The organism is Stenotrophomonas sp. YJH_SMC_135 (genome assembly GCF_059372355.1).
This window is the reverse complement of record NZ_JCAFVN010000002.1, coordinates 673581-699021: the sequence shown is the minus strand read 5'-3', so window position 1 is coordinate 699021 and position 25441 is coordinate 673581. Positions and strand designations below refer to the sequence as shown.

Sequence of the window (25441 nt, the reverse complement as noted above, 5' to 3'; positions counted from 1 at the left end):
TCTACAGAAGGCGCGCGGCCTGCTTCCTTCTTCTGGTGGGTGCGGACCGCTGGTCCGCACGATGCATCAGGCATCCGGACACCTGGCCCAAGAGCAGCCGAGCATGGCTCGGCTCTACAGAAGGCGCGCTGCCCTACCAGACATCATGGTGCTGCTCCTCCGTCTCATCGCCAAGCAGGCGCATCAGCCACGGTGCTCCCACCCGCTGCGGGTACGCCATCATCATCCGCGCATGCATGTTCTGCAGATCGCCCAGCAACCAGGTCTGGTTGTAGACATCGCCGAACGGGTCCGACCACGCCGTCTGTATCCGCGCGCGCTCACCGCCGTTGAGGTTGGGCATCCTGTCCAACGGCACCTCCAGCACCGGCTCCAGCCCCCGGTTGATGGCCGCGTTCTCCGCCTCCGCCGCACGCATGAGCTCCAGCCGGTGGCTCACCTGCCAGCATGGGAAGGGGAAGCAGCTGCCCGTGGCTTCGATGTACGCCGCCATGTCGGCCAGCATGTGGGCTTTCAGCTGCCACACCCTCTCACTGTCCAGCAGTTGTCGCACCCGCAGGGTGCGCAGCGTTCCCGCGCGGACGTCTTCCGGCGTGGTGAACGGCTCGCCCGGTGTCGGGCCACCATGCCGCACCAGCACGATGCGATGGATCGCCTCCTGGGTGATGTTCTCCACGCGCACCGCGGCGGCCTCCGGATGCACGCGCGGTGGCGGCACGCTCGCCACCCGCCAGTGGTACCAGAGCACCAGCACCATGCCCACCAGGCACAACAAGGTGAACTGCACCCAGCGATCCAGATTGCGGGTGTAGTAGTAGAAACGCGCCCGCCACAGATAGAACGTGCGGTAGCTGATGAATCGGCTTACCCATCGATACATTGCCATCTCCTCGGCAAGGACCCCGGCGCGGCGGGGTTCATTACGCGCACCACGCCGGGGCTGCACGGCTTACCAGCCGATGCCCACGCCGACGCCCATGCTGCGCTCACCGCTGTTGGTGAACGCACCATTGAGGCTGAAGGTGGCCGAACCCTTCTCGTTCAGCACGCGCTGGTAGCCCACCGCCATCGCCGACTCACCCTCGCTGTAACCCACGCCCGCACCCAGGCGGTTGTAGGTGGCCAGGCCGGCGGTATTCATCGCCATCGCACTCTGTGCGCTGCTCATTGCCGCCATGCGGTTGAAGCGCTTGTCCATCTTGTCCAGGCGGCGCTCGAAGTTGCTGATCGCACCATCGGTGTACTCGTTGGCCCGGGCAAGCATCTTCTCCAGCTCGGCGGTATCGACCTGCGGCTTGGGCGTGTCGTCCTGCTTCGACTTCGGCTGCGGGGCTGGCTTGTCACCTTCACCGGTTGAGGCGATCTGCGGCGAGCCGCCGGTCTCCGGCGCCGGCGCGGTCTCTTCGGTGGATGGCGAAGGCGTGGATGCTGCCGCCGTGGCGCGGGCCTGCGGCTGACCGTCGATACGCTGCTCCAGCCCATCCATGCGGCCGTTGATCTGCTGCTGCATCGAATGCAGCTGGCCGCCGTTGACCGCATCGCGGCTGCCGGCCGCGATCAGGCCGTTGGCCACGTTGGAGATGACCATGCCGTTGGCGCCGGCCAGGGTGAGCTGGGCGGTACCGTCTGCGCGTACCGAGGGAGTTTCCTGGAACACGGAGCGGAGCTGGGATTCGACCTGGTTCACGCGCGAGGTGGTGCTGACCACGGCGCCGTCGAGCGCTTCCAATGCGCCGTTGAGGGTGGATTGGGACTGGCCCTGCACGTTGAAGCTGGGGCCGACGATGTTGCCATTGGCATCGACTTCGCCGCCGAGGGCGGAGAGTGCACCGCGCAGCTGGCCGACGGTGGCAGCGTTGTGGTTGGCGGTGCCGTTGGCGATGTTTACGAGGCGGCGCTTCGTACCAACACTACCAAACGACACAACCCCCGCCTCGGCTGCATAAGAGCCGCTTCCGAGCGCGATAGAACCATGGGCCCCGGAATCGACTCTGGAACCAGCACCAAACGCAATGGCTCCGATTGCACCGGGCTCGCCGCCCCTACCAACCTCAGCTCCAGTTCCGACGGCAAAGCTGGAATCTGAGCCTTGGAAGACAGTGGACGCCCGTCCGATGGCAATTGAGTTTTTGCCCATTGCCTCGGCGAAAGTTCCAATTGCAGTGCCACCCTCAATGCCCGTCTTTGCCAAGTTTCCAATGGCGAGACCAACCGGACCAGCCTGAGCACCGCCATGCTCAGGAGCCGTACCCACACTGACGTACTGGCTGATGCCTTCCATGGCCGAAACACGGCTGTTGGTCTCATAGAGCTGACTGCCACGCACAACATCCGAGCTATCAGCCGACAGTGTCGCCTCGGCCACACCAGTCAATCGCGCACCGCCAAAGTCGATTGGACCGCTCGCATCCAATCCACGCATTGCCTGCTCGCCCACCTCCCGCTCCTTGCGCATCGCCTCCAGATCATTCCGATTTTGCGAGATCTTCTGCTCGGCGGCGTACAACTGACTGCCGGTTACAGCATCGCGGCTTCCTGGCGCCACTCGACCGTCAGCAAGGTTGGTCAGCACCATGCCATTCACTCCATTAAGCGCGATCTGGCTCATGCCGTCGGCGCGGGTCGAGGGTGATTCCTGGAAGATCGAGCTGAGCTGGCCTTCCACCTTCTCCGCCCGGCGGCCTGCGGTGATCACAGCGCCGTCGAGTGCCACCAGCGCGTCCTCAACGGTGCTCTGAGTTCCACTCTGTACTGCATAAGTAGGGGCAATGATGTTGCCGTTCGCATCCATGCCTGCGCCGCCGCCGAGGGTGGCGAGGGAATCCTTGAGCTGGGAGACAGTGGTGGCGTTGTGGTCAGCGGTGCCTCGGGCGATGTTTACAAGGCGGCGCTGCATGCCGACACCCCCAAATGACGCAACTCCTTCTTCATCTGCTAGGGAACTATTTCCAAGCGCCAGCGAGCCGTGAGCCCCGCTTCCAACTCTTGCGCCAGCACCAATCGCGACACCTTCATTCGCACCGCCCGCGCCTCCACCGACCTGTGCCCCGACCCCCATCGCGAATCCATTCTCGGAGTCCACAGAGACAGTTGCCCCTCTACCAATTGCAGTAGAGTTCCTCCCCATCGCCTCCGCAAATGTCCCTACCGCAGTTCCTCCCTCCAGTCCTGTCTTTGCTGAATTTCCCACCGCAACGCCTGCCGCACCCGCTTCTGCGCGCTCACTGAAGGGTGCTGAGCCGATACTCACAAACTGTGCAATGTCCTCAAGATCTGAGACGCGTGAATTGGTTGAATGCAGCTGCCTACCAGACACAGCCTCAGCACTGCTGGCGCTCAAGATCCCATCTGCCACACCACTGATCTTCCGATTGGCATTGGCGCTGTTACGCACATCCAACGTCGCACCGCTGTTCTTCCCGCCCAGGCGCACATCGCCGGACGCGGAAACCTGCGCCACCAGCCCGCCCAGCACCGCTGTTTCGGCCAGCGCCTTGGTCGCATCCGCCTTTGCCAGGGTCGCGTCCGCAGCCGCAGAGGTGGCCATGCCTTCCACAGCCACCACCTTCTCATTGGTGGCACTGAGCTGTCTGCCATTCACGGCTTCATAGCTGCTGGCACTGATCGCACCATCGGCCACGCCATCCAGTCTCCGGTTCGCATTCGCGCTGTTGCGTACATCCAGCACGGTGCCGCTGTTCTTCTCACCCAGGCGGACAGCCTCCGTGGCCGAAACCTGCCCGACCAGCCCACCCAATATGGTGGCTTCAGCCAAGGCCTTGCTGGCATCAACCTGTGCGGCGTTGGCGGTGGCCTGCGCGTCGTTGGCGGCATTCTGTGCAGTTGTTACCCGGCCGTTGGTTTCATTCAACTGCTTGCCCGTAATGGCCTCGGCACTGCTGCTGCTGACAGCGCCATCCGCCAGGTTGACGATCTTGCGCTTGATACTGGAGCTGCCGACCGAGACCTGATTGATGCCGGTGGTCTGCGAGCCTTTGCCCAGAGCGACACTTCCCGTGTGCGATGCCAGGGCGCGGTCGCCCAACGCAATGGCACTTTCGGCACCCGCCTTTGCAAGATTGCCAAGCGCCGTCGAATACAAACCCGATGCGGCGGCCTCCCGGCCAATGGCGACGGCCTGATTGCCGCTCGCATCTGCCTTGTAGCCCAGCGCGGCGGCATGGGTCGCCGCGGCCGTGGCATCATTGCCTACGGCCACGGCGCGATCGCCCACTGCCGAAGCACGCAGGCCTGCCGCCACCGCGCCGTTGCCACTGCGCGTTGCAGCACCGAGAGCGACTGCACCGGTGGCAGCGCTCTTGTCGCCGTTGGCGTCGACACTGGCCCGAGCATCTGCACCAACTGCGATGCTGTTGGTGTTGTAGGCCTTCGCCGAGCGCCCCATCGCTGCACTCGCAGCGCTTCCGCTTCCCTCCGCTTCTGCCGCCAGCCCGATGGCCGGGGCGGATGCATTCAGGCGCGCGGTTGCCGCGTCTGCGGCGCGCTGTGCATCTGCCAGCTTGGTGTTGGTGGCATTCAACTGCTTCCCTGACACAGCATCGGTGCTGGACGCACTCAGCGTGGCATCCGCCACGCCCGTGATCTTGCGATTGGCGCTGGCACTGTTGCGGACGTCCAGTGCGGTGCCGCTGTTGCTTGCGCCTATACGGATATTTCCCGAAGCAGACGTCTGGCTCAGAAGGCCGGAGAGCGTATTGGCCTTTGCCAGCGCACTGTCGGCATTGGTCTTGGCGGAGTCGGCGACGGACCGTGCGGCCGTTACATTGGTGTTGGTGGCATTGAGCTGCTTGCCAGACACAGCATCCGTACTCGTCGTGCTTAGCGTGGCATCCGCCACGCCCGTGATCCTGCGATTGGCGCTGGCACTGTTGCGGACGTCCAGCACGGTTCCGCTGTTACTTGCACCTAGGCGAACGTTCCCCGAGGCAGACGTCTGGCTCAGGAGGCCGGAAAGCACATTGGCTTTCGACAAGGCATTGTCCGCATTGGACTTCGCCGTATCGGCAACAGTCCTGGCCGCCCTGGCGGTCGAGTAAGCCGAATCCGCTGTGCTTCGCGCCGATGCTACATTCTGATTGGTTTCATACAGCTGACCACCGGTGACCGCGTCCGCACTACCGTAGGAAATGTTGCCTGATGCGACATTCACGATCCTTCGTTTAATGCTGTTGCTTCCCACCGATACTGTGTTGCTTCCGTTGGCTACCGAGTTGGCACCAATGGCCACCGCATTCGATGCGGTGGCCGAGGCGCCGCTTCCAAGGGCGACAGCATTCTCGGCGCGAGCCGTTGAGCTGTTCCCCAAAGCGGTTGCGCCAATGTAATCGGCAAACGCTCTCGTCCCGATGGCAATGCTATGACCACCATTTGCGCCAGTACGCGACATATAGCCGATGGCGACGCTGTCGACGTCGGAGGTTGTAGAGTGGTAGCCGAACGCGACACTGTTACGCTTCTCGACTCGCGCACCTTGACCGAACGCGAACGAGTAACTTCCGTACATTCTGGACCCCGCACCGATCGCCATCGAGTTCGTCACATCCAAACCCATGTCAGCATAGCCTGTCGACATGCGAGGGTCCCACGAACCTATGAATGGAATGCAATGCCGGATGTTCCCGTTGTCACCCGAACAACCGACATCGAGACCCGCATTCGCGCTGCCCGCCGCACCGGCCAGTGCGATGAAGACAATCAGTGCGGTCCCGCGACGATGAATCAAGGCGCTTCGTGGCTTTCCACGCGCTGCTACCAGCTCGCCCACGACCACCCAACACTGCTTTGCATTGCTCCAGATACGACGATAGATATGATTCATGCTCTTTTCCTTAACAGGACATCGAAAATGAGGCCCCGCGAACAGCGCGGGGCCAGGAACGATCAGGCGCTTGGCGCCAGGGTGGTTACGTGCTCGCGGTAGCCGTCCTTGGACAGGCGGTAATGCAGCTGCACGGTGTTGCCCGGCTGAGGCTGGAACGGCAGCTTCAGCTCCGCATCCGGGTACAGGCTTTTGGCAAAGTCGTGGGTCGTGCAGGCACCACTGCCAGTGCACTCGGCCAGCCCTGTGATGCCGACCCGCAAGGTCCCCACGTTGCGCAGGGTGTCGCCCTGCAGTTGCAGATCCACGCTGCCATTGGCGGGCAGCACGTTCACCAGCGCACCCCAGACCAGGCTGACGCCGACGTTGGCCTGTGCCGCCTGCTCGTCACCCTCGAGCAGGGTCCCGTCCGGTCCCCTGACACCCTCGAAGTAGACGCGGTAGGCCACTTCCTTCTCCACGCTGCGTAGCGGAATCACCCGGATCAGGCGATTGCCTCCGCCAGTCAGTGCGAACTTCCCAGGGGTGATGGCGACCGCGGCGTCGGCCGCCTCCATTTCCACCTCTTCCTCGCCAACCTGGGCAGGATTCGAGATGCGCAACAGGCGTGCCTGCACGTACTGCGGCTGCGTGGAGTGCGAATAGACGCGGATCTGCGTACCGCGTTTGCCATCGACGGCCGCGCGCATCGGATGGATGGAGAGGTTGGCATGCGCCGGCGGCGCTAGCAGCGCGCTCAACGGCAACAGACAGAACAGCAGCTTCTTCATGATGAGGCTCCGTGGTGATCAGGGTTTGGCGGTCGGCACGCGCAGCTCTACCGTCAGCTCGCCGTCGTAAAGACCGGGCCGCTTGCTGGCGATGGGCGTAGGCGGCGTTTCCAGCACCAGCGGGGTGGGCACGCAGTACACGGGTTGATTGATGCCCGGCAGCATCACCAGGCGCAGCTGCGCGCTGTCGATGCCACGCAGCAGCTGTTCCTCGCCGTGTTTCATGGCCAGCAGGTTTCCGCCGTATTTCAGGCCGACCTGGTAGTCGAGGCGTTGGGTGTCGTCACTGCCGCCATCTCCGTGCCAGACCGCATAGTCACGCCCTGGTGGTGGCCGTGGACCGCTGTCGCGCACGGTGACGCCGAGGAACTCGCTCTGCGAGCCCACGCCGTCGTACAGGCACATGTCCACTTCCTTGTAGCCGCCGACCATCTTGCGGATGGGGTCGTAGCGCAGGTCCATGTTGACCAGCGGCGCGATGCCATCGAAGCCAGGAAAGTAGATCGAGATCGCGTCGTAGTCGGTGACGGTGAAATCGAAGTTGAAGGTGGCTGTGGCGACAGGTGCTGCGGCGGGATCGGCCTTGATGTTCAGGCGCATCGCGGCCTTCCAGTGGCCTGCCACGAGCCGCGCAAGCTCAGATGCCGGAACAATCAGAGCAGCACCTGTGCCGATCGGTTCGTCAGATGCACATTGGTACCAGAATACGCTGTTCAGAATGTGCTTCTGACGGTCCCAGTAATCGAAATTGCAGCGAGGACCCGACATAACTCGCTGCAGGCTTCCTACCGCGCGAATCTCCGTACGCAGACCAGTCCTCAGTTCAACGAGACGCAATGCTATCTCTGTTGTTCCCCCTGACGAGCTCGGCTCACCTTCCGTCGGGCACCGCCCAAACTCACTATCAGAAGCAGATCCACAAACCACATGGATCTGCCCATACTTGAACGCCAGATCGTGACTGAACCCCAGCACCGTCCGCGGCGCCCACAGCTCCACATCACCCGGTACCGCCGAGCGATCCCAGCTCATCACGATGTCCCGGCTCTGGTCAGTCGGATGCGTCTCCGGCGGCCACTGCGCCCACGCCCGTGGCATCACCAGAACCAGCGCACACACCAGCATCAACACACACATCCAACGCCGGCTCATGGCGCACCTCCTGCAGCAGCGGTCTGGGGCGTGGCGGCGATCAACGCGCGTTCCTGCAGCAGGCGGGTCACGCGGGCCTGCTGGCGGATCTCGGGCGGCAGCTGGGCCACGGCCAGCGGCTCGCAGTGCACGGCGCCGACCAGCAGCACCACCTGGCGGCGCTCGCGCACCTGCAGCGGGCAGTGCAGCAGGCGGTCGTCCTGCAGCAGGTACAGCGTTGTTTCGCGGCGCGGGAAATCGGCAACGAAGCTGCCGTTGGCGCTGGTGCCGGGCACCGGCGCATTGAGGATGCGGGCACCGCCCAGCGGCGACCCCGCAAGGTCCTTGGCGTTGCCAATGAAGGTGTAGGTCACTTCGATCGGCACCGGCATGCGCATCAGCTTGCCGGGCGTGAGGAACATCGGCCGTGCACCGCCCACGCCGGTCACGCGGATCGCGGCGATGCTGTCCAGCGTGCTGGCATCCTGCACTTCGGCGCGCTGCGACTGATAGGCCTGCAGCGGCAGCAGCCGGCGCTCGCCGATCTGCAGACGCTGTCGGCGCAGCCCACCCACCTGCAATTCCGCGGCCACGCCATGCAGGTCGGCATCGTCGAAACCGTCCACCTGCACGGCCAGGCCGGCCTCGGCACCGTTGGCACCGCTCCAGTAGAAACCACGACGACCCAGTGCGAAGCCGGAGCTGTGGCTGCCGCTGTAGCCGGTCTCGCCACGCCCCCGCTGCTGATAGTGCGCGATGCTGGCGGTAGTGTTGCCGATGCCGTTCTGCAGCTGGCCACTCAGCGATGCGCTGTAGCGATCGTTGTTGTTGGCGCGCAGTTCGGCATTCAGCTCCCGATAGTGCGTGTCCCGGTCCTGGCGCAGGCTCTGGCCCACGCTGTAGTCGATGGCCGGGCGCTGATGCTGCGGCTGGCGCACGTCCACCGCATAGCGCCGCTGGCCACTGCTTTCATGGTTGCGCTGCAGGCGGGTCAGGCTCAGGTTGAAGTAGATGCCACGGTCACGCTCGTTGCTGCCGCGCACGCTGTCGGTGCTGCGCTGCTGCCATAGCCCCACGCGCGTGGACACGCTGAAGTTCTGCCAGCGGTGGCTGCGGCTGAAACTGGCCTGCCAGGTGCGGCTGAGCACCGGCTCGCGGCGCGGCTCCAGCGGGCCGGGCGGCAGCAATGGATCCAGCCCGAACAACGGGTCCTGCTCGAATTCAGGCCGATGCCAGCCGGTGCGCCAGGTCTGGCGCCGGGTGTAGCCCACGTAGACGTTGCCGCCGGCCAGCGGCAGCGATACCGAGCCGCTGAGTGAGTTGGTGCAGCCCAGCTGGTCGCGTGCATCGGCCTCGAACTGGCAGGCCTTGCCGCGCATGCGCTGCTGGTAGAGATTCCACGATGCCTTGCGCCGGTATGACAGCTGGTGCTGCTGACCATTGCTGCCATCGCTTCCACGCATGCCGCTGAGCGAGGCGCGCATTTCCTGGGTGGCCAGCACGCGGCGCAGGTCCAGGCGCAGCTCGCCGTAGCTGTGGCCGCCGAGGTTGGCAGCGCCGGCAGTCATGGCGGCATCGCGGCCCAACGGCACGCGCACGCCGGCCATCGCCACACTTTCACCATCAAAGCGGTCGCTACGGCGCTCATTGCGGCGGCCGCCCTGCACGAACCACTGCCACTGGCTGTTGGTCCAGTCGCCGCCCTTGTCGAACGGCGCCTCCTCGGTGCGCACCAGTACACCATCTTCGTAGATGCGCATGCGCACCAGGTAGTTGCCGAACGGGAAATTGCGGGTGTCGATCTGGTTGATGCCCGCCTGCAGGTAGAAGGTCTGCAGCAGGCGCTCGCCGTCGAACACATCGACGCGCGCATCGCGCGCCAGCAGCACGGTCAGCGGCGTGGCCTGCACGGCCGCGTCGGTGTCCACATAGGCCTGGGTGGTGCCCACCCGTGCGCCCTGGAAACGGTCCAGCGGCAGCATGCTGAAGCTGAAGGTGCCGCCCTGCGGGCTGGACAGGTTGCGGCGGTCCATGCGCCCGGCCTGCAGGTAATGCGCCTGGCCCAGGTCATGGCGGTAATAGACGTTGTCGAACTGGAAGTCGTCGTCGCTGCCACGGCTGCGGTAGCGCTGCTGGGTGTAGTACCAGTCGGCGGACAGGTGGCCGCGATCAAACAGGCCCAGCGTGCCCACACCGCGCGCGGACAGCGCCCGGTAGTCGCGGCCGCCGCTGACGTTGAGTGTCTGCTGGTGCAGGAAGGCGTTCTCGGCATTGGCCGTGACCGTGTGGTAACGCTCAGCCGCCGGTTCACCGGGAATCCACTGCCGCGCCACGAACAGGCGCACGGCGCCCTCGCCTTCGTCGTACAGCGCGCGCGCCGCGGTGGGCTCTTCGGGCGGGTCCAGATAGCCGCACCCCGCCGTGGCGCCACCAAAGCGGCAGGCCAGGTGGCTGTTGCGCGGCAATGGTTGCGACAGCGCCGGCAGCAACGCCGCCTGTGCTTCGGCAGGCAGGGCCAGCGCCTGCAGCACGCGCGCGGGGTCTTCCAGCTGCACGTGCTCCAGGGTCACGCGCACCGGCGACAGCCCGGCCGAGCGGCCGAACAGCTGGATGTCGAGTTGTTCGGTCTGGCCTTCGACCAGATCCTCGAAGCCGGCGGGGACGCCGTGGGCCGCTACCGAGGGAGCAGCCAGTGCCAGGGCGAGCGCGACCGCCAGCCGGGTAACGGCGGGGGCGTGTGGGGTCATTGGGGGTACCGCTGGAGTAGCGGCCGGCCCGGGGTGCGGGCCGGCGCGGGAAGCCGTGGATCAGGGCTTCTGGTTCATGACGATGAAGACAACGCCTTCGTAGCGGCCGTTGACCGTAAGCGGGCCGCCGGCACCGCCTTGGGCGATGGTCAGCGGCATGGGGATGGAGGCACCGGGCGTCGAGCTGGCGCCGTTGAACAGGTCGGCCGCCTTGAGCTCGGTGACCGACGTGGTCAGCGCATCGGAATTCAGGCTGACGGCCAGCGGTACGCGGGTGCTGCCATTGAGCAGCTCCGGCGTCTGGCGAAGGCGAACCTGGATGTCCGCAGTTTCGTCATTGGAATGGATGCGCACCTGCTGCGTCGACGGCAGCAGGCCACGCAGCGGATCGTGGGTCAGCTGCACGGTGTCCGGCAGCGGGGTGCCATCGTCGCGCAGCAGCGCCAGGGTCGGGTCGACGTCGGCGTAGACGGTGATCTTGGTTTCCAGCGCGTGCGCGGACAGCGAAGCAGTAGCCAGCGCTGCAGCGAGCGCGGCCTTCTTGATAATGGCGTGCATGGTTGTCTCTCTCGGACAAGGGGGAATTTGAAAGCTCCCCTCCCCAAGGAGAAAAGGGAGGGAAGCGCCGCCCGCGGGGATGGGTGCGGGCGACGGAGAGAATGTTAGAAATCCATTGCCGTGCAGGCCATTCAAGCATTCCTAAAACGTTGACCGTTAAGGAGAATTTTTGAAGGCGCTCTATGTTTGAGGGTTATGCAATTTCCCTCACTGTTTGAATGCAATAAACCTCATTGCATTGCGTTTGTAGAGTCGGGCATGGCTCGACTCTACTGTGGGGCATCCACGCGTGGCGTGGATCTGCGGGATGGCATCAGGCCGCCTTTCGGCGGCCTGATGACACGACGCGGTGGTGCGCGATCAGAAGAAGATCGCGTACAGGATCAGCAGCGGAATCGGCACGCCCAGCAACCAGAGCAGAATCATCTTCATGGCAGGTCTCCTTGCATGGAAGGGTGGATTACAGGTCGCGGCGGCGGCCGCCCCAGGTGGCGCTGAGGCTGGCGAAGAACGCGCCGATCAGCAGGGTGATGAAGAGCCACAATGCGGCGTAGGCGGTCGCCTTCCGCGCATCGTCGGCAGCCTGCTTGGCGGTATTCCTGGCCTTCTGCAGCGCTGCACGCATGCGGGTCTGCACATCGGTCACGCGGGCCTGCGCTTCAGCCGGGCTCATCCCGGTCTCGCGCGCGATCAGCTGTGACAGGTACTGGGTATCGGCCGGATCCAGGCCTTCCCCCTGCAGGCTGTTGACGATGATGCGGTTCACTTCGGCACGCACTTCGCGGCGATCGCCGATCGGACCGTTGCCCGGCGCCGGTCGCGGCGGTGGGGCCATGCGCGCGTCGCGCGGACCGGCGCCCGCTGCCGGCGGTGGCGCGGCATCCGGGTCCATCGGTGCGCCCGGCGGCGGCGCTGCGGGATCGGCCTGCCCTGCGTGGGTCGTGCTGCGGAACAGCGCATCCACCCAATAGTCGAGGTCGCCTTCCGGTGCAGCCGCCACAGCGCCGCTGGCACCGGCTGCAGCCACGCCGACGGTGGACGCAGCGGCACCGGCAGTGGCGCCGGCCACCTTTGCGCCCGCACCCAGCACGCCACCGATGGCCGACGTCAGCAGGCCCGCGGTCAGCAGCGTGGCCACCGCCCACGACACGAAGCCGTGCGCGGTGTCGCGGAAGTAGGTTTCGTCGCCGTGGATCTGCGTCCACTTGGTGCGCAGGCGACCCGCCAGATAGCCACCCAGGCCGGAAGCGGCCAGCGCGGTGAAGGTGAGCCAGGCGATGCTGGACCAGCCGAAGGTTTCCTTGCTGACGCCTTCGAACGACCAGGGCGACACCGACGACAACCCCAGGCCCACGCCGAGGATCAGCAGGATGAGAGAGAGCGCAGCGGCGGCGGCGGCGCCAGCGAAGATGGCTCCCCACGACACCGCGCTTTCGCTGGCGGGCGGAACGATGGGGGCAGTGACGACAGCGGCGACGTCAGCGCCGAGCGGGCCGCGCTCGGGTGGGTCGAATCGGGTACTCATCGGATGGACGCTCCATTTCAGGTGCTGCGAATGCAGCTGGCGTCCTGAGGCTGCGCGAGCGCTTGTGAAGCTGGTGAGACCCCTGAATCACGCGGTCTTGGCGCGTTGAAGAGCGTGCCAACCAAGGTTGGCACCTACCAAAGGCGGGAACGCGGTAAATCCATGCCACGCGTGGATGGGGAAGCGTGCCAACCAGGGGCGGGAACAAGTGGATCCACGCCATGCGTGGATGGTTTTTCGCGAGTGTCGAAAGCGTGCCAACCTTGGTTGGCACCCACCAGGGCGGCAGAAAAAAAAAACGCCCCGCGCATGCGGGGCGTTCTCGGCACAACCTACGCGGGCGATCAGCCCTGGTAGTCGCGCACATCGCTGCCGGTGTAGACCTGGCGCGGACGGCCGATCTTCATTTCCGGATCGACCTGCTGTTCCAGCCAATGCGAGACCCAGCCGGAGGTACGGCCCAGGGCGAACATGACGGTGAACATTTCGGTCGGGATCTGCAGCGCCTTGTAGATGATGCCGCTGTAGAAATCGACGTTCGGGTACAGCTTGCGCGCGACGAAGTACTCGTCCTGCAGCGCGGCCTGTTCCAGCTTCACGGCCACGTCCAGCAGCGGATCCTGCACGCCCAGCTGCTTGAGCACCTTGCTGGTCATCTCGCCGATGACCTTGGCGCGCGGATCGAAGTTCTTGTAGACGCGGTGGCCGAAGCCCATCAGGCGGAAGCCGGAGGTCTTGTCCTTGGCCTTGACCACGGCGGACTCGACGTTGTCGGCGCTGCCGATCTCTTCCAGCATCTTCAGCACGGCTTCGTTGGCACCGCCGTGGGCCGGACCCCACAGCGCGGTGACGCCCGCGGCGACCGACGCGTACGGGTTGGCACCGGTCGAACCGACCAGGCGCACGGTCGAGGTCGAGGCGTTCTGCTCGTGGTCGGCGTGCAGGATGAACAGCAGGTCCAGCGCCTTGACCACATCCGGGTTCAGATCGTACTGGCCGTCAGCCGACTCGAAGGTCTGCTTCAGGAAGCGGCTGACGTAGTCCAGCGACGTGTCCGGCTTGTTGGCCGGCAGGCCCTTGCCATGGCGGTAGATCAGCGCCGACAGGGTCGGCACCTTGGCGATCAGGCGCACGGCGGCCTGGCGGCGCTGTTCGGCGTCGGACAGGTCCAGCGCGTCGTGGTAGATGGCCGACAGCTGCGCGATCGCAGCAGCCAGGATGGCCATCGGGTGGGCGTCCTTGGCGAAGCTGCCGATCAGGGTGTTGATCGAGTCGTCGACATTGGCTTCGGCAGTCAGCTCATCGGTGAAGGCCTTCAGCTGCTCGGCGCTCGGGCGCTCGCCGTTGATCAGCAGGTAGGCCACTTCGACGTAGCTCGACTTTTCCGACAGCTGCTCGATCGGGTAGCCGCGGTACAGCAGCACGCCCTTGTCGCCGTCGATGTAAGTGATGGCGGACTTGCAGCTGGCCGTCGCGGTGAAGCCGGAATCGTAGGTGAAAAACCCCGTTTCCTTGGTCAGCTTCGCGATGTCGACGCAGTCGTTGCCAAGGGTGGGTTTGATGACGGGCAGAACGACGGACTTATCGCCGGCGTTGAGCGTGACCTGATCAAGATCGGACACTGTGTGCGCTCCTTCATGGGAAGGCGCCTGCCCAAGCGCATTGGTCAGGCACGTGAATGACGTCCTCGGCCTGTGCCGGGGATCATGCCATTATCGCACAGCAGCATTTGCCCGGCGCTAGACAGAAGTCGTAGACGGCAGGCGGCCAGAACCCGGCCAGCAAGCGGCCCGGATCGGCAAAAGCGTTGTCACACGAACGCAGTGTTCTGTCCATCCAAACGCCCGTTGGGTAGGCGTTGGGGAAAAACAAACGGCCGCGCAGAGCGCGGCCGTCGGTTCGAAGCTGGATCGACAGATCAGCGCGCGTAGCGCTTCTGGAACTTGTCGATACGGCCCGAGGTGTCGATGACCTTGTGCTTGCCCGTGTAGAACGGGTGCGAAGCCGAGGAAATTTCAACCTTCACCAGCGGGTAGTCGTTGCCGTCTTCCCACTTGATGGTTTCCTTCGTCGCCATGGTCGAGCGGGTCAGGATCTTGAAATCGGAGGTGACGTCATGGAAGACGACGTCGCGGTAGTTCGGATGGATATCGGCCTTCATGGGCTCACACCGTAAATGGGCTGGTGGTCAAGAGCGGCATTATAAGCACCGGTTGCCGCCCGGGGCAACCGGTGCCGGTCAATCGGCTTCAGTCCGCGCCCAGGGCCTGGCGTACCAGGGCCTCGAAACGCTGCTGGTCGTAGGCCATCAGCAGATCGCAGTTGTCCGGCTGGCCGGTCTGGCGGTTCCAGTCGACGATGGTGGCGCCGCGGCTGAACGTACCATTCAGCTCCACGTTCAGCGGACGCGACTCGACCCGAAGCTGCCCTTCCGGGTTCAGTGCCCAGGCCATGGCAACCGCGTCGGCGGTGTACCAGCGGCCGCCCTTGCTGTCTTCGGACAGGCCACGGGTTTTGCGCGAGATCAGCTCGTAGAAGCGGGCGCGATCGGAATCGGCCTGCAGCCATTTCTCGGCTTCTTCCAGCGGCAGGCCGTGGGCGACGGTGGCCTCCCAGTCCGACACCAGCAGATGCTTGAACGAGGTGAACACCACATGCGCCGCTTCCGGATCGAAGGCGATGTTGAATTCGGCCGCCGGGGTGATGTTGCCGTGGCAGGTGACCGCGCCGCCCATCACCACAATGCGCTTGATGCGCTGGGGCAGGGTCGGGTCCAGCTTCAGTGCCAGCGCGAGGTTGGTCAGCGGGCCAAGCATCACCAGCATCAGTTCGCCGGCATGCGCGTGCGACAGGCGCAGGATGGCCAGCGCAGCATGCTCGGCTTCGGCCTGGCGGCTCGGCGGCGGCAGGTCCACGTCGCCATAGCCATCACGGCCATGCACGTGGGCAGCGTCTACGGAAGGATGCAGCAGCGGATCCGGGCTGCCGGCAAACACCGGCACGTCGGTGCGGCCGACGATGTCGCAGAGCTTGAGGGCGTTGCGGACGGTGTACTGCAGGCCGACATTGCCGGCGGCGATGGTCAGGGCGACCACGTCATGCCGTTCATCGGCAAAGGCCATCAGCAGGGCCAGGGCGTCGTCCACACCGGGGTCGGTGTCGATCAACAGGGGGATCTTGTGGGTCATCGTTGCCGTCTTCAGATCGGCAACGAAGTGTGGACCGGGATGATGACCGTTGCAAGTATGGGGGGCGGCAGGGCTGCGACCTGCACCCGCGGTAGTGCCGGCCGCTGGCCGACAACTTCAACAGCAACGCCGAAAACGGGTTTCCCGCGGATGGCAGGGAAGAGCTCTCTGTAGAGTCGAGCCATGCTCGACTCCCGCGCGCAACGCGCACAGCAACCGAGCGTGGGCTCGGCTCTACAGTGGATCCACGCCGTGCGTGGATGAGCGTCCCGGGGATGGGGTCAGAGCCCTTTGCTGTGCAAAGGGGCCTGACCCCGCCACTTACGCCGAGGCGTAGCGCACGGCGGTGCCGATCCAGCGCTGCACCACGCGATCGGCCAACGCGGGCTGCTGGGCCAGCAGTCGCTCGGCCAGGTCATGCACGCCGGGCAGCAGGCCGGCGTCGCGGGCCAGGTCTGCAATGCGGAAACCGGCCAGGCCGGTCTGGCGGGTGCCCAGCAGTTCGCCGGGGCCGCGCAGTTCCAGATCCTTCTCGGCGATGACGAAACCATCGTTGGTTTCGCGCATGGTCTGCAGACGCTCGCGCGCCATCTGCGAAAGCGGAGCCTGGTACAGCAGCACGCAGCGCGATACCGCCGAACCACGCCCCACGCGGCCGCGCAGCTGGTGCAGCTGGGCCAGGCCGAGGCGTTCGGCGTTCTCGATCACCATCAACGAAGCATTGGGTACGTCCACACCTACTTCGATGACCGTGGTCGCGACCAGCAGGTCGATCTCGCCGGTCTTGAACGCCACCATCGTCGCCAGCTTTTCGGCGGCTTTCAGGCGTCCGTGCACCAGCCCCACGCGAACGCCGGGCAGCAGTGCCTGCAGCGATTCGTAGGTGGCCTGCGCCGGGGTGGCATCCAGTTCTTCGCTTTCCTCGATGAGCGTGCACACCCAGTACACCTGCCGCCCTTCCTCGCAGGCCAGCGCGATGCGCTCGATCAGTTCCGGGCGACGGTCATTGTTGAGGGCGACGGTCTGCACCGGCGTGCGTCCCGGTGGCAGTTCATCAATGGCCGACACATCCAGGTCCGCGTACTCGGACATCGCCAGCGTGCGCGGAATCGGCGTGGCGGTCATCACCAGCTGGTGCGGCACGCTGTTGCCGCCCGCGCCCTTGTCGCGCAGCGCCAAGCGCTGGTGCACGCCGAAGCGGTGCTGTTCGTCGACGATGGCCAAGGCCAGATCCTGGAACACCACCGCCTCCTGCATCAGCGCGTGGGTACCGACCACCACCTGCGCTTCGCCGCTGGCGACCTGCTCCATCACCTTGGCGCGCGCCTTGCCGGTGACCTTGCCGGCCAGCCAGGCGATACGCACACCGAGCGGCTCCAGCCAGCCGCGCAGGTTGTTGAGATGCTGTTCGGCCAGCAGTTCGGTGGGCGCTGCCAATGCGACCTGCTTGCCCTGCTCCACCGCCAGCATCGCCGCCAGTGCGGCCACCACGGTCTTGCCGGAACCGACGTCGCCCTGCACCAGCCGCAGCATCGGGCTGGGGCGCGCGAGGTCTTCACGGATCTGCTTGAACACGCGCGCCTGCGCGCCGGTGAGCGCGAACGGCAGCTGCTTCAGCAGCGCCTTGGCCAGCTTGCCAGGACCAGCCAGCGGCGGCGCATGGTGTGCCTGCAAGGCAATGCGCTGGCGACGCAGGCTGAGGTGGTGGGCCAGCAGTTCTTCCATCGCCAGGCGGCGCTGCGCCGGGTGGGTGCCTGCGGCCAGCGCGGCGAGGTCGGCATCCGGCGGTGGCCGGTGCACGGTCAGCAGCGCGCTGCGCAGCGACGGCAGGCCCAGGCCATCGAGCCAACCGCTGGGCAGCAGTTCCAGCGTGCTCTCCTCGGGCAGGCGATCCAGGGCCTGGCCGATCAGCTTGCGCATCGTCATCGGGCCCACGCCTTCGACGGTGGGATACACCGGGTCGAGGCGGTCGCCGAGTTCGGGATCATCGTTGCGGCCCAGCACCTGGTAGCTGGGATGGACGATTTCCAGGCCGAGGTGGCCGGGCTTGGGCGTGCCGAAGCAGCGCAGCCGGTTGCCGACCGCGAACTGGCCGACCTGCTGCTGGCGGAAATGGAAGAAGCGCAGCACCAGGGTGCCCTGCCCTTCGTCCTCCACCGCGACCTTCAGCATCGGCCGGTAGCGCATGCCGCGCTCGACGGCGACCACCCGCCCTTCCACCTGCGCCGGCACGCCGTTGCGCAGGTCTTCGATGCGGGTCAGCCGGGTCCGGTCTTCATAGCGCAGGGGCAGGTGAAGCCAGAGATCCTGCAGGGTGGCCAGGCCACGCGCCTGCAGTTTGGCGGCCACGGCCGGACCGACGCCGGCGAGCATCGCCAGGGATGCTTCGCCGGACGGTGACAGGACCGGGGTGACCGCCGCCTTGCGTGCCACGTGGTGGTCAGTCGATGACCATCACCGCGTCGACCTCGAAGCTGGCGCCCTTCGGCAGGCCGGAGACTTCGATGGTGGAACGGGCCGGGTACGGGGCCTGGAAGTAGTCCTGCATGACCGCGTTGACCTTGGCGAACTCGCCCAGGTCGGTCAGGTACAGGCCCAGACGCACGACCTTGTCCAGCGAGCCGCCGGCGGCTTCAGCCACGGCCTTGAGGTTGTCGAAGGCGCGACGGGCCTGCGCTTCGACGTCGCCAGCGCCGACGATGTCGCCGGTGGCCGGGTCAAGCGGGATCTGGCCGGAGAAGTACACGGTGTTGCCGGCGCGCACGGCCTGCGAGTACGGGCCGATGGCGGCGGGGGCCTTTTCGGTGTTGATGATCTGGCGGGACATGGGTCGCTCCGGTGCTTTGGGGGAAAACAGAGCGGTGATTGTACCGGGTGGGCGCGGCATCGGCTGGGGGTCGGATCCGTTTCCCGGCGGGAAACGGATCCGACCCCGTATGTCGTGTGCGCGGAACGTCATCCACGCATGGCGTGGACCTACTGGCGGCGTACCGACTGCACGACCGACAGGCGGCGCAGGCGGCGCATCACTTCGGCCAGGTGGTTGCGGTCGCGCACCTGGATGTTGAACGCCAGCACGGCGGCGTTGAAATCGCGATCCAGGTAGTCCACGCGCTCGATGTTGGAGTGGCTCTGCGCGATGGCAGCGGCCAGCTGTGCCAGCACGCCGGTGCCGTTCTCCACTTCCACCACCAGCGAGGTGTCGTAGTCGCCGGAGACGGTGGTGTCCCAGCCGATCGGCACCCAGCGCTCGGGCGACTTGCGCAGCTCGGCCAGGTTCGGGCAGTCCATGCGGTGCACCACGATGCCCTTGCCGGCGGTGTGGTAGCCCATGATCTCGTCGCCGGGAATCGGCTGGCAGCAGCCGGCGAAGGTGACCACGCCACGCTCGCTGCCGTTGATCAGGATCTTTTCCTGCGAGTGGTGGCGCGAATGCGGGCCGCCACGCAGTTCGGCGTAGGCCATCAGCGCCTGCGCGGCCTGGGTCGGCATCCAGTTGCCCAGTGCGACCTCGGCCAGCAGGGCTTCCAGGCGCGGGAAGCGGTGTTCGGCCAGGAACGCATCCAGACGCCCCTTCGGCAGCCGCTCCAGCGACGAATCCATCGCCTCCAGCGCACGGTCGAGCATGCGGTGGCCCAGCTGCACGGCATCCTCGTGCTCCAGCTGCTTGAGCTGGTGGCGGATGGCGGTGCGCGCCTTGCTGGTAACCACGAATTCCAGCCACTGCGGTTTCGGCGTGGCCGAGCGTGCGGTGATGATCTCCACCGACTGCCCCGACACCAGCTTGGTGCGCAGCGGCACCAGTTTCTTGTCCACGCGCGAGGCCACCGCCATGTTGCCGACGTCGGTATGCACGGCGTAGGCGAAATCGAGCGCGGTGGAGTTGCGCGGCAGGGCCAGGATCTTGCCCTTTGGCGTGAACAGGTAGACCTCGTCCGGGAACAGGTCGACCTTGACGTTGTCCAGGAACTCCAGCGAGGAACCGGCGGCACGCTGCGAGTCGATCAGCTCGACGATCCACGCGTGGGCACGGCTCTGTGCGCTGTTGGGCGAATCGCCGCCGAACTTGTAGGTCCAGTGCGCGGCCACGCCGCGTTCGGCGATCAGGTCCATTTCCTCGGTACGGATCTGCACTTCGATCGGCGAGCCATACGGCCCGAACAGCACCGTGTGCAGCGACTGGTAACCGTTGGCCTTGGGAATGGCGATGAAGTCGCGGAAACGGCCATCCAGCGGCTTGAACGTGGCATGCACCGAACCCAGCGCGTGGTAGCAGCTGGGCACGCTGCGCACGACCAGGCGGAAGCCGAACACATCCATCACCTGGTCGAAGGATTTGTTCTCGTCGCGCATCTTGTTGTAGATGCTCCACGGGGTCTTGATGCGGCTGATCAGCCGATGCTCGATACCCTCCTTGGCCAGGCGCTGCGACAGCTGCACTTCCACCTGTGCCATCGCCTCGCGACGCACCACCGGCTGGCTACGGATGTGTTTCTCGATGATGGCGTGGCGCCACGGGTACAGCGCCTTGAAACCGAGGTTCTGCAGCTCGCTCTTGACCAGGCTCATGCCCAGGCGCTGGGCGATCGGCGCGTAGATCTCCAGCGTCTCGCGGGCGATGCGGCCGCGCGCTTCGCGGCTCTGCGCACCCAGCGTGCGCATGTTGTGCAGGCGGTCGGCCAGCTTGATCATGATCACGCGCAGGTCGCGCGACATCGCCAGCAGCATCTTGCGGAAGCTCTCGGCGGCCGCCTCCTGACGGTCGCGGAACTTCAGCTTGTCCAGCTTGGTAACGCCGTCGACCAGTTCGGCCACGGCTTCGCCGAACTCGGCGGCCAGCGCCTCGCGGGTCAGCGGCGTGTCTTCGATGGTGTCGTGCAGGATCGCGGCGATCAGCGCTTCCACGTCCAGGCCGAGCTCGGCCAGCACCTGGGCCACCGCCACCGGGTGGGTGATATAGGGCTCACCCGACTTGCGCGTCTGCCCAGCGTGCGCGGAGGCTCCGACTTCCCAGGCACGGCGCAACAGCGGCAGCTGTTCCGGCGGCAGGTAATGGGCGGCGCGTTCAAGCTGGAGGACGTAGTCGGGTACGGCGGCAGTGGGGGCTGCGGCGACCTTGGCAGTGGGGCCTGGGTTCATGCCCGCAGCCTATTCCAGCGCGACGTTTACGGCAAATCCTGAATGCGAAACAGCCCGCACGGGGCGGGCTGTTCGGTGTATCCAACGATTACGTTGATCGATGCGATCAATCGTCGTTCTTGGACATGTCTTCGTCAGCGACCACTTCGGCGGCAGCCCACTCCAGCGCTTCGCGCTCGGCGCGCTCACGCTCGGCCTTCTCGACTTCGTCGATCAGCGCGTTGTCGATCTTGCGGGCGGCGATTTCGCGCAGCGCCAGCACGGTCGGCTTGTCCTCGGTCTCGCTGTTGTCCAGCGTGGCCTGCACGCCGTTGGCGAGCTGGCGGGCACGCTTGGATGCCATCATGACCAGTTCGAAACGGTTGTTAACGACTTCCAGGCAATCTTCTACGGTGATGCGGGCCATACGGGCTCCCGGCGACCGGTCGGCCGCTCAGTCGAATGAGGGAAAGGGGACGGAGTGTACTGGCAGGAGCTGGACAAAATCAAGCCAACCCCTACCCGATTCTTTTGGAATCAGTCAGTTGCGCCCGGATCGGGAGTCAGCAGGGCCTGGATCAGGCCGGCGTGGCGGACCTTCTGGGCCTCCCGGCGCAGGCGGCTGGCGGTGAAGATGGCGCACAACTCGTCCACGGCGGTGTCGAACACCTCGTTGACGATGACGTAGTCGAACTCGTTGAAGTGCAGCATTTCATCGCGCGCCGCGCCCAGGCGCTGGGCGATGACCGCCTCGCTGTCCTGGCCGCGCTTGCGCATGCGATCCTGCAGGGCCTGCTTGGACGGCGGCAGGATGAACACGGTGACCGTGCCCGGCACCAGCTGGCGCACCTGCTGCGCGCCCTGCCAGTCGATTTCCAGCAGCACGTCCTGGCCGGCGGCCAGCTGCGGCTCCACCGACTGCCGGGCCGTGCCCTTCCAGTCGCCGTGCACCCACGCATGCTCGAAGAAGTCGCCGGCGGCGATCATTTCTTCGAACCTTTCCGCAGAGACGAAATGGTAGTGCTGGCCGTTCACTTCCCCCGGGCGCATCGCGCGCGAGGTGAAGGAGATCGACAGCGCGATCTGCGGGTCACGCGCCAGGGTGGCATTGACGATGCTGCTCTTGCCGGCGCCGGAGGGGGCGGCAACGATGTACAGCGTGCCGCGCGCAACGGCGTCCGACGGCTTCGACGGGGCGCTCATGCGGGGGATCCAACGGGTTGATTTCGCAAAATTTTTCCTCGGTGTTCCAGATCCGGCGCGGAGGATCGCGCCAGGACGGCGGGGGCTGCGCGGAACATCCTGGAACCAGGCCCGGCAGACGCTTCCCCGGGGGGCGGGCACGCAACTTTACCAGAGCGGCCCCGTTGCGCGCCCGCCCCGCCGGCGCCGGGCCTTGTGCCACATGGGCGTGCGGGGGCCTGTGCTATAACCGGGCCGTACCCAACGACAGCCCGGAGGCCCGTGCCTCCCCGCCATCCCAGGAGAACGGCATGCCATCGATGAGCCGCCGCCAGTTCCTGAAAGTGACCGGGACAACCCTGGTCGGCTCCAGCCTGGCATTGATGGGCTTCGCGCCCGGCATCGCGCTCGCGGAGGTCAGGCAGTACAAGCTGACCCGCGCGACCGAGACCCGCAACACCTGTACCTACTGTTCGGTGGCCTGCGGCATCCTGATGTACAGCCTCGGCGATGGTGCCAAGAACGCCGAGCCGAGCATCTTCCATATCGAAGGCGACCCGGACCATCCGGTGAACCGCGGCACGCTGTGCCCGAAGGGCGCCGGCCTGGCCGACATCATCCACAGCAAGTCGCGCCTGCTCTACCCCGAGTACCGCGCGCCGGGCTCGAACGAGTGGAAGCGGCTGAGCTGGGACGATGCGCTGGACCGCATCGCGCGGCTGATGAAGGAAGACCGCGATGCCAACTTCGTGCAGAAGAACGAAGCCGGGCAGACAGTCAACCGCTGGCTGACCACCGGCATGCTGGCGGCCTCGGCCACCAGCAATGAAACCGCGGTGCTGACCCACAAGGTCGTCCGCTCCCTTGGCATGCTGGCATTCGACAACCAGGCACGTGTCTGACACGGCCCGACGGTGGCAGGTCTTGCCCCGACGCTAGGCCGTGGTGCGATGACGAACCACTGGGTCGACATCAAGAATGCCGACCTGATCCTGATCATGGGTGGCAATGCCGCCGAGGCGCACCCGTGCGGGTTCAAATGGGTGACCGAGGCCAAGGCACACAACAAGGCCCGGCTGATCGTGGTCGATCCGCGCTTCAACCGCTCGGCCGCGGTGGCCGACGTGTACGCGCCGATCCGCACCGGTACCGATATCGTGTTCCTGGGCGGCCTGATCAACTACCTGCTGACCGAGGACCGCATCCAGCACGAGTACGTGCTGAACTACACCGACATGCCGTTCCTGGTGAAGGACGAATTCGCCTTCAAGGACGGCCTGTATTCGGGTTACAACGAAGAAAAGCGCAGCTACGACCGTTCCAGCTGGGACTACGCCTACGGTGACGACGGCTACGTACGCAGCGACCCGACGCTGAAGGACCCGCGCTGCGTCTACAACCTGCTGAAACAACACTACGCGCGCTACACCGTGGAGATGGTCGAGCGCATCTGCGGCACGCCGGCCGACAGCATCCGCCAGATCTGGGACATGATCGCGTCCACCGCCGGCAAGGACAAGGCGATGACCATCCTGTACGCGCTGGGCTGGACGCAGCACTCGATCGGCGCGCAGAACGTGCGTGCCGGCACCATGGTGCAGCTGCTGCTGGGCAACATCGGCGTGGCCGGTGGCGGCATGAACGCGCTGCGCGGGCATTCCAACATCCAGGGCCTGACCGACATCGGCCTGATGTCCGACCTGCTGCCCGGCTACCTGACGCTGCCGAGGCAGGACGAGCAGGACTACGACGCCTACATCGCCAAGCGCACGCAGAAGCCGCTGCGCGCCAACCAGATGTCGTTCTGGCAGAACTATCCGAAGTTCCACGTCAGCCTGATGAAGTCGTGGTGGGGCGATGCCGCCACCGCCGACAACAACTGGTGCTTCGATTACCTGCCCAAGCTCGACAAGCCGTACGACATGCTGCAGGCGTACGAGCTGATGAACGAGGGCAAGATCCACGGCTACATCTGCCAGGGTTTCAACCCGCTGGCCTCGGCGCCTAACAAGGGCAAGCTGATCAGCGCGTTCTCCAAGCTGAAGTTCATGGTCAGCATGGACCCGCTGGAAACCGAGACCATCGCCTTCTGGCAGAACCACGGCGCGTTGAACGACGTCGACCCGAGCACGATCCAGACCGAAGTATTCCGCCTGCCCACCACGTCCTTCGCCGAGGAGAACGGCGCGGTGGTCAATTCCTCGCGCTGGCTGCAGTGGCACTGGAAGGGCGCCAATCCGCCGGGTGAAGCGCGCAGCGACATCGAGATCATGTCCGAGCTGTTCCATCGCATCAAGGCGATGTACGAGAAGGACGGCGGTGCGTGGTGGGATCCGGTGCGCGACCTGGCCTGGAAGTATTCCAACCCGGAGCTGCCGACGCCGGAAGAGCTGGCGATGGAATACAACGGCAAGGCGCTGGCCGACGTGTTCGATCCCAAGGACCCGACCAGGCTGGTGCGCAAGGCCGGCGAGCAGCTGGCCGCATTCGGCGACCTGCGCGACGATGGCAGCACCTCCTCCGGCTGCTGGATCTACATCGGTGCCTGGGGCCCGACCGGCAACATGATGGCGCGGCGTGACAACAGCGACCCCACCGGCATCGGCAACACGCTGGGCTGGGCCTGGGCGTGGCCGGCCAATCGCCGCGTGATGTACAACCGCGCGTCGTGCGACGTGGCCGGCCAGCCGTTCGACCCGCGCCGCACGCTGCTGGCCTGGAACGGCAAGAACTGGGGCAGCGTGGACGTACCGGACTTCAAGGCCGACGAAGATCCCGCCGGCGGGATGGGCCCGTTCATCATGAACCCGGAAGGCATCGCCCGCTTCTTCGCCAAGGCCGGCATGGCCGAAGGGCCGTTCCCGGAGCACTACGAGCCATTCGACACGCCACTGCGCAGCAATCCGCTCAGCCCCGGCCAGGCACTGACGCTGAACAACCCGGCCGCCCGCGTATTCGCCAGCGATCGCGCACAGATCGGTTCGCCGGACGAGTTCCCGCATGTGGCCACCACCTACCGCCTGACCGAGCACTTCCACTTCTGGACCAAGCACGGCAAGTTGAACGCCATCATCCAGCCCGAGCAGTTCGTCGAGATCGGCGCGGCCTTGGCCGACGAGCTGGGCATCAGCAACGGCAGCCGCGTGCGGGTCAGTTCCAAGCGTGGACACATCGAAGCGGTGGCGATGGTGACCAAGCGCATCAAGGCCCTGAAGATCGATGGCCGGACCGTGCACCAGGTGGGCGTGCCGATCCACTGGGGCTTCCTCGGTGCGGCCAAGCCTGGATACATCGCCAATACGCTGACCAACGCCATCGGTGACGGCAACTCGCAGACGCCCGAATCGAAGTGCATCCTGGTCAAGGTCGAGAAGGTGTAGGAG

The 25441-nt window shown here is 65.6% G+C and carries 16 protein-coding genes; 1 reads left to right on the top strand and 15 read right to left on the bottom strand.

Features of this window, described 5'->3' with window-relative positions:
- Window positions 1–133 precede the first annotated feature (133 nt).
- From AC5P98_RS09730 to gmk, 15 genes are all read right to left on the bottom strand, one after another.
- Window positions 134–880, bottom strand: coding sequence for a membrane protein (locus AC5P98_RS09730; RefSeq protein WP_049404510.1), 747 nt, complete (start codon window positions 878–880; stop codon window positions 134–136).
- A 69-nt stretch (window positions 881–949) separates the two neighbouring features.
- On the bottom strand, window positions 950–5839 hold the full coding sequence (locus AC5P98_RS09725) for an ESPR-type extended signal peptide-containing protein (RefSeq protein WP_065427890.1): 4890 nt from the start codon (window positions 5837–5839) through the stop codon (window positions 950–952).
- Between the two features lie 62 nt (window positions 5840–5901).
- On the bottom strand, window positions 5902–6609 hold the full coding sequence (locus tag AC5P98_RS09720) for a pilus assembly protein (RefSeq protein WP_049404502.1): 708 nt from the start codon (window positions 6607–6609) through the stop codon (window positions 5902–5904).
- An 18-nt stretch (window positions 6610–6627) separates the two neighbouring features.
- Window positions 6628–7761 carry a CblD like pilus biogenesis initiator family protein gene (locus AC5P98_RS09715; protein ID WP_049404505.1) on the bottom strand — a complete coding sequence of 378 codons (1134 nt, stop codon included), beginning with the start codon at window positions 7759–7761 and terminating at the stop codon, window positions 6628–6630.
- Window positions 7758–10487, bottom strand: a complete 2730-nt coding sequence (locus AC5P98_RS09710) for a TcfC E-set like domain-containing protein (protein ID WP_049419607.1) — start codon at window positions 10485–10487, stop codon at window positions 7758–7760. Before AC5P98_RS09710 ends, AC5P98_RS09715 begins: the two co-directional genes overlap by 4 nt.
- Window positions 10488–10547: 60 nt before the next feature.
- The gene (locus AC5P98_RS09705) at window positions 10548–11045 is read right to left on the bottom strand and encodes a CS1 type fimbrial major subunit (RefSeq protein WP_049404508.1); all 498 of its coding nucleotides are present in this window, start codon (window positions 11043–11045) and stop codon (window positions 10548–10550) included.
- Between the two features lie 460 nt (window positions 11046–11505).
- Window positions 11506–12570, bottom strand: coding sequence for a membrane protein (locus tag AC5P98_RS09700; RefSeq protein WP_049419608.1), 1065 nt, complete (start codon window positions 12568–12570; stop codon window positions 11506–11508).
- A 344-nt stretch (window positions 12571–12914) separates the two neighbouring features.
- A complete protein-coding gene (locus tag AC5P98_RS09695) occupies window positions 12915–14192 on the bottom strand; it encodes a citrate synthase (RefSeq protein ID WP_014648268.1) in 1278 nt (425 codons plus the stop codon).
- Between the two features lie 296 nt (window positions 14193–14488).
- On the bottom strand, window positions 14489–14731 hold the full coding sequence (locus tag AC5P98_RS09690) for a type B 50S ribosomal protein L31 (RefSeq protein WP_010484049.1): 243 nt from the start codon (window positions 14729–14731) through the stop codon (window positions 14489–14491).
- 88 nt (window positions 14732–14819) lie between these two features.
- Window positions 14820–15758 (bottom strand): nucleoside hydrolase, encoded by a 939-nt coding sequence (locus tag AC5P98_RS09685; protein WP_049407499.1) that lies wholly within the window; start codon window positions 15756–15758, stop codon window positions 14820–14822.
- A gap of 321 nt (window positions 15759–16079) precedes the next feature.
- Entirely contained in the window at window positions 16080–18191 is a 2112-nt protein-coding gene (recG, locus tag AC5P98_RS09680; RefSeq protein WP_046432316.1) for an ATP-dependent DNA helicase RecG, read from the bottom strand.
- A gap of 7 nt (window positions 18192–18198) precedes the next feature.
- Window positions 18199–18585 (bottom strand): RidA family protein, encoded by a 387-nt coding sequence (locus AC5P98_RS09675; protein ID WP_005418954.1) that lies wholly within the window; start codon window positions 18583–18585, stop codon window positions 18199–18201.
- A 149-nt stretch (window positions 18586–18734) separates the two neighbouring features.
- On the bottom strand, window positions 18735–20897 hold the full coding sequence (locus AC5P98_RS09670) for a RelA/SpoT family protein (RefSeq protein WP_005418955.1): 2163 nt from the start codon (window positions 20895–20897) through the stop codon (window positions 18735–18737).
- 106 nt (window positions 20898–21003) lie between these two features.
- Window positions 21004–21303 (bottom strand): DNA-directed RNA polymerase subunit omega, encoded by a 300-nt coding sequence (gene rpoZ / locus AC5P98_RS09665; RefSeq protein WP_005410877.1) that lies wholly within the window; start codon window positions 21301–21303, stop codon window positions 21004–21006.
- Window positions 21304–21413: 110 nt separating this feature from the next.
- Window positions 21414–22079 (bottom strand): guanylate kinase, encoded by a 666-nt coding sequence (gene gmk / locus AC5P98_RS09660; RefSeq protein WP_032956072.1) that lies wholly within the window; start codon window positions 22077–22079, stop codon window positions 21414–21416.
- Window positions 22080–22369: 290 nt separating this feature from the next.
- Between gmk and fdnG the strand changes: the two genes are divergently transcribed.
- Window positions 22370–25438, top strand: a complete 3069-nt coding sequence (fdnG, locus tag AC5P98_RS09655) for a formate dehydrogenase-N subunit alpha (RefSeq protein WP_141098914.1) — start codon at window positions 22370–22372, stop codon at window positions 25436–25438.
- Window positions 25439–25441 lie beyond the last annotated feature (3 nt).